Source organism: Nocardia farcinica (assembly GCF_029867845.1).
GTDB classification, from domain to species: Bacteria; Actinomycetota; Actinomycetes; order Mycobacteriales; family Mycobacteriaceae; genus Nocardia; species Nocardia farcinica_A.
In genome coordinates, this window is sequence record NZ_JARWRU010000783.1 from 1 (window position 1) to 4148 (window position 4148).

General features: G+C 73.2%; 4 protein-coding genes. All 4 read right to left on the reverse strand.

What is annotated here, in order from left to right:
- Nucleotides 1-135: 135 nt before the first annotated feature.
- Nucleotides 136-1119, reverse strand: a complete 984-nt coding sequence (locus QH283_RS17145) for an ornithine cyclodeaminase family protein (protein WP_280503996.1) — start codon at nucleotides 1117-1119, stop codon at nucleotides 136-138.
- A gap of 60 nt (nucleotides 1120-1179) precedes the next feature.
- A complete protein-coding gene (locus QH283_RS17150; RefSeq protein ID WP_280503997.1) occupies nucleotides 1180-2106 on the reverse strand; it encodes an ABC transporter permease in 927 nt (308 codons plus the stop codon).
- A complete protein-coding gene (locus QH283_RS17155; RefSeq protein ID WP_280503998.1) occupies nucleotides 2103-3269 on the reverse strand; it encodes an ABC transporter permease in 1167 nt (388 codons plus the stop codon). Before QH283_RS17155 ends, QH283_RS17150 begins: the two co-directional genes overlap by 4 nt.
- The coding region (locus QH283_RS17160) for an ATP-binding cassette domain-containing protein (protein WP_280503999.1) at nucleotides 3266-4148 on the reverse strand (883 nt) is incomplete at its 5' end. The genes QH283_RS17160 and QH283_RS17155, both read right to left, overlap by 4 nt.

Sequence of the window (4148 nt, forward strand, 5' to 3'; positions counted from 1 at the left end):
ACACGCCCTGCGGACCCTCGGCCGCGCCTGGCTCCGCATCATCTGGGCCTGCTGGCGCACCAAAACCGCCTACAACCCCACCCGGCACGAACCCCAAACCCAACCGGTCGCCGCATAGGGGTTGACTCAGGAAACTCATGCGCTCATCTCTACTCTCGTGCCTCGGCCCGCCGCGAGCGCGGCGTCGACGAGCAGGCGGGCGGTCACCAGATCCTGCAGGCCGATACCGACCGAATTGAACAGGGTGATGTCGTCGTCGTGGCGGCGGCCGAGACCGGGATCGCGCACCACGTCGCCGAGTTCGATGACCACGTCGTCCTCGGTGAGGTGGCCCTCGCCGATGGCGAGCAGCACGTCGCCGGACTTGGTCAGCGCGGTGGGACGGCTGTCCACCACCAGCCGCGCCGCCCCCATGCCCGCGCCGTCGATCTCGCGGTGATCGGCCCGCGGCGGCGCTCCGACGGCGTTGAGGTGCACCCCGGGCCGGAACCACGCCCCGTGGACGATCGGCTCCTTCGAGGGTGTCAGGGTGCAGACCACATCGGCGCCGGCCACCACGTCGCGGGGCGAGTCGACGTACTCGACGCCGATGCCGAGATCGTGGACGCGCCGCCGGAACTCCTCGACGGTGGCGGCGGTGCGCGACCACACCAGCACCTTGTCGATCGGCCGGACGCGGGCGATCGCCCTCGTGTGCTCCACCGCCAGCGTGCCCGCCCCGATCAATCCCAGCGTGGTGGCGCCCGCCCTGGCGAGGTGGGCGGTGGCCACGGCGCTGGCGGCGGCAGTGCGCACGGCGGTGATGTGCCTGCCGTCCAGCACGGCCTCGCACTCGCCGGTGCGGTCCGACATCAGCACGATGGTCGAGCGCTGGGTGGGCAGGCCCCTGGCGCGGTTGAACGGCATGTCGGAGAGCAGCTTCACCGAACTGGCCCGCTGCCTGGTCGCGACGGCGGCCATCGGCAGGACGGCGCCGCCGTCCTCGAGCGGAAGCACCGAGGGCGCGGGGTTGGCGGCGCTGCCCGCGGACAGGTCGGCGTGGGCGCGTTCGACCGCGTCGTAGACCGCGCGCCGGTCGATCAGCGCGACGATGTCGGAGTGGGTGAGGACGAGGGTCATGGTGGTGCCTCTCGGGAGCAGGGCGCGACCGGGCCGGTCGCGGGGACCAGAGCGCGGGGGTCAGACGCGGCCGACGTAGGGGACGGTCAGGCAGGAGGGGGCGTTCCTGCTCCCGACGAACCCGCTGACGGCGACGATCGCGATCAGATAGGGCAGCATCACCAGCACCGCGTACGGGATGTGCACGCCCACGGCGGGCAGCGCGAACTGGAGCGCCCGCGCGACGCCGAAGAACAGTGCGGCCCAGAGGATTCCGGTGATCTTCCAGCGCCCGGCGATGACGGCGACCACGGCCAGATAGCCCATGCCCGCGGTCATGTTCTCGCTGAACGACCGCACCTCCGACAGTGCCAGCTGCGCGCCGGCCAGGCCGCCCGCGGCGGAGGCGATGAGCACGCCGAGAACGCGGATACGGTTGACCGCCAGTCCCGTCCAGCCCGCCGAGACGGCGTCCTCCCCCACCGCGTCGATGCGAATGCCGGGCATGGTGCGCCGGGAGAAGACCACCGCGAGCGCGGCGATCACCGCCAGGCAGACGTAGCCGAGCGCGGTCTGGCCGAAGATCGCGGGCCCGACGACGGGCAGTTCGCTGAGCACCGGAATGCGGATGTCGGCGAAGGCCGGCACGCCCTGGCCCTTGCCGCCGTCGAGCAGCACCCGCGCCCCGAAGGTGGTCAGGCCGAGCGCCAGCGCGTTGGCGGCGACGCCGACCACGATCTGATCGGCGCGCAGCCGCACGCTCAGCAGCGCCTGCGCCAGGCCGAAGATCAGCCCGGCCAGCACGCCCGCGGCCGCGCCGAGCACCGCCGATCCGGTGGTGACCGAGGCGAACACCCCGGCGAACGCGCCGGTGAGCATCATCCCCTCCATGCTCAGGTTGAGCACCCCTGCGCGTTCGGAGACCGATTCCCCGCCAGCGGCCAGCAGCAGCGGGATGGCGAAGGCGACTCCGCTGGTGAGAATCTCGGTGAGCATGGCGACGTTCATGCCCGCACCTCCTCGGTCTCGTCGTCGGCGGGCTTGCGCACGACGGCCCCGCTGTCGAGGCCTTCGTCTCCGGCCTCGTCGCCGGCGAGCTGGTGGTCGGCGCGCGCGGACCGGTTCGCCGGTTTCGCGGTGCTGGTCCACCAGGCGGCGCCCGCGATGAGGATGATCAGCACCGACTGCACCACCGTCACGGTGGAGGCGGGCACACCCGCGGCGAGCTGGAGGTTGATGCCGCCGGAGACCAGGAAACCGAACAGCACCGACACCCCGATCACCGCGGTCATCGAGCCGCGGGCCAGCAACCCGACGACCAGTCCGCTGAAGCCGAAGCCGGAGGAGAACCCTTCGGCGAGCACGAACGGCGTGGAGGCCACCAGCAGTCCGCCCGCCAGGCCGGAGAACCCGCCCGCGGCGGCGAGGCCGAGGAAGGCGGTGCGGTCCACCGGCACCCCGAAGCGGGCGGCAGCCGTGGCGGACAGCCCGACGCTGCGCAGCCGCAACCCGACAGTGCTGTGCCGCAACACGATTCCGACCGCCAGCACCGCCAGGACGGCGAGCACGACGGCGATGGTGGCCGGGTTCCTCGGCAGGCCGAGCAACGGCAGGTGCGCGGAGTCGGCGAGCCGTTCGGACTGCGGCAGCGTCTCCGAGGAAGTCATCGGCTGCCGCAGCAGCGAGGGCTCCTGCACCATGAGCACCACCAGCGCCAGGCCGACGAAGTTCAGCAGCAGGGTGGTGATGATCTCGCTGGTGCCGCGGCGGATCTTCAGCCAGGCCGCCACCGCGGCCCAGCCGGCACCGGCCAGCACGGCGGCGAGCAGGGTGAGCGTCAGGCCGATCGGCAGCGGCAGGTCGTCGGGCAGCGACACCCCGACCGCGGTGGCCGCGATGCCGCCGAGGCAGATCTGGCCCTCGCCGCCGACATTGACCAGCCCGGCCCGGTAGGCGACGGTGAATCCGGCCGCGACCAACATGAGCAGCGCGGCGTTGTTGAGCGAGGTGCCGACGGCGAACGGCGAGCCGAGGGTGCCCTCGACGAGCGCGTCGACGACGGTGGCCGGGTCGGCGCCCGCGGCCGCCGCCAGCGCGAGGCCGGTGAGCGCGGACGCCGCCAGCGCCAGCAGGGCCACCGCCAGCGGGTGGCGGATGTGCAGTGTGGTCATGCGGGGACTCCGGTCATGAGCAGGCCGATATCGGTGGCGGCGGTCGGCGATTCGGCGGGCACCGAGCCCAGCAGCGCGCCGCGATAGGCGACGACGATCCGGTCGCACACCGCGAGCAGTTCGTCGATCTCGCTGGAGGTCATCAGGACCGCGGCGCCCTCGTCGGCGGCAGCCCGCAGGCGGTCGAGGACGAAGGCGACCGCGCCCGCGTCCAGTCCCCTGGTCGGTTGCGCGGCGACCACGGCACGCAACCCCTCGGTGGACAGTTCCCTGGCCAGCACCACTTTCTGCTGGTTGCCGCCGGAGAGCGAGCCGATCGGGGCGTCCGGTCCCGGCGCGCGGATCGAGTACTCCGCGATGGCGGCGGCCGCGTCGGCGCGCATGGCGGTCCGGTCGAGCAGCCCCCACCGCCGGTAGCGCCGCAGCCGGGGCATCGCCAGGTTCTCCGCGATGGACAGCTCGGCGATCATGCCCTCGGTGTGCCGGTCCTCGGGGATCACCGCCAGCCCGGCGGCGGTGCGCTGGGCGGGGGTGGCGGTGGTGAGGTCGACGCCGTCGAGGGTGACCGTGCCCGCGCCAGCGGCGAGCGCGCCGGACAGCACCGAGGTGAGTTCGGACTGGCCGTTGCCCTCGACCCCGGCGATGCCGACGATCTCGCCGCGCCCCACGTTCAACTCCACCTGGCGCAGCGCGGCGCTGCCGTCGGCGCGGGTCACGTCCAGACCCCGCACCCGCAGCACCGGTTCGGCGTCGTCGGGTTCGCGCACGCGGCGCGGCCTGGACGCGGGGTCGATCGGCTCCTTGTCGCCGAGCATGAGCTCGAGCAGCGACGACAGCGGCGTGTCCGCCAGCCGTCCCCCGCCGCCGCCGGTGCCCGCC

Excerpts from the sequence above, each read along its gene's own strand:
- QH283_RS17145 (WP_280503996.1), bottom strand. The coding sequence starts at position 1,119 with ATGACCCTCGTCCTCACCCACTCCGACATCGTCGCGCTGATCGACCGG.
- QH283_RS17150 (WP_280503997.1), bottom strand. The coding sequence starts at position 2,106 with ATGAACGTCGCCATGCTCACCGAGATTCTCACCAGCGGAGTCGCCTTC.
- QH283_RS17155 (WP_280503998.1), bottom strand. The coding sequence starts at position 3,269 with ATGACCACACTGCACATCCGCCACCCGCTGGCGGTGGCCCTGCTGGCG.